This window comes from Variovorax sp. 01N429 (assembly GCF_056399425.1).
This window is the reverse complement of the sequence record NZ_JBFTRG010000168.1, coordinates 1-405: the sequence shown is the minus strand read 5'-3', so window position 1 is coordinate 405 and position 405 is coordinate 1. Positions and strand designations below refer to the sequence as shown.

Here is a 405-nt window from a genome sequence, read left to right as displayed (position 1 = left end):
CAGCTTGGCGACCGCCGGAAGCGGACGGCACAGCCGGATCACCATGAGCGTGATGTCGCCGAACGCCACGTCGGGACGTACCAGGCCGGCCGCCTGCGCCTCCCGCAGCAGATCCTCGATGGGGCTGCCCAGGCCCAGCCGCGCGTTGTCCAGCTCGTCGTCGAAGACCACGCGGCCGACCAGGGCGGGCATGGCCGCGCCGATCTTCTCGTCGAGCGCGACGTGCATGAAGCGGCGCAGCGCGTCGAACGGGTCGGCGGCCTCCTCGCGGACGGCCCGCACCGTGTCGGACAGTACCGTGAACGTGTGCATGACGACGCCGCGGATCAGTGCGTCGCGGTCCGGGAAGCGGCGGTACAGCGTGGCGATGCCGACGCCCGCGCGCCGGGCGATCTCGTCCAGCGG

General features: G+C 72.6%; 1 protein-coding gene. It reads right to left on the bottom strand.

Annotated elements, in window-relative coordinates:
- A partial coding sequence (locus AC1DSF_RS31090) for a TetR/AcrR family transcriptional regulator (RefSeq protein WP_478184161.1) occupies positions 1-405 on the bottom strand: 405 nt, incomplete at both ends.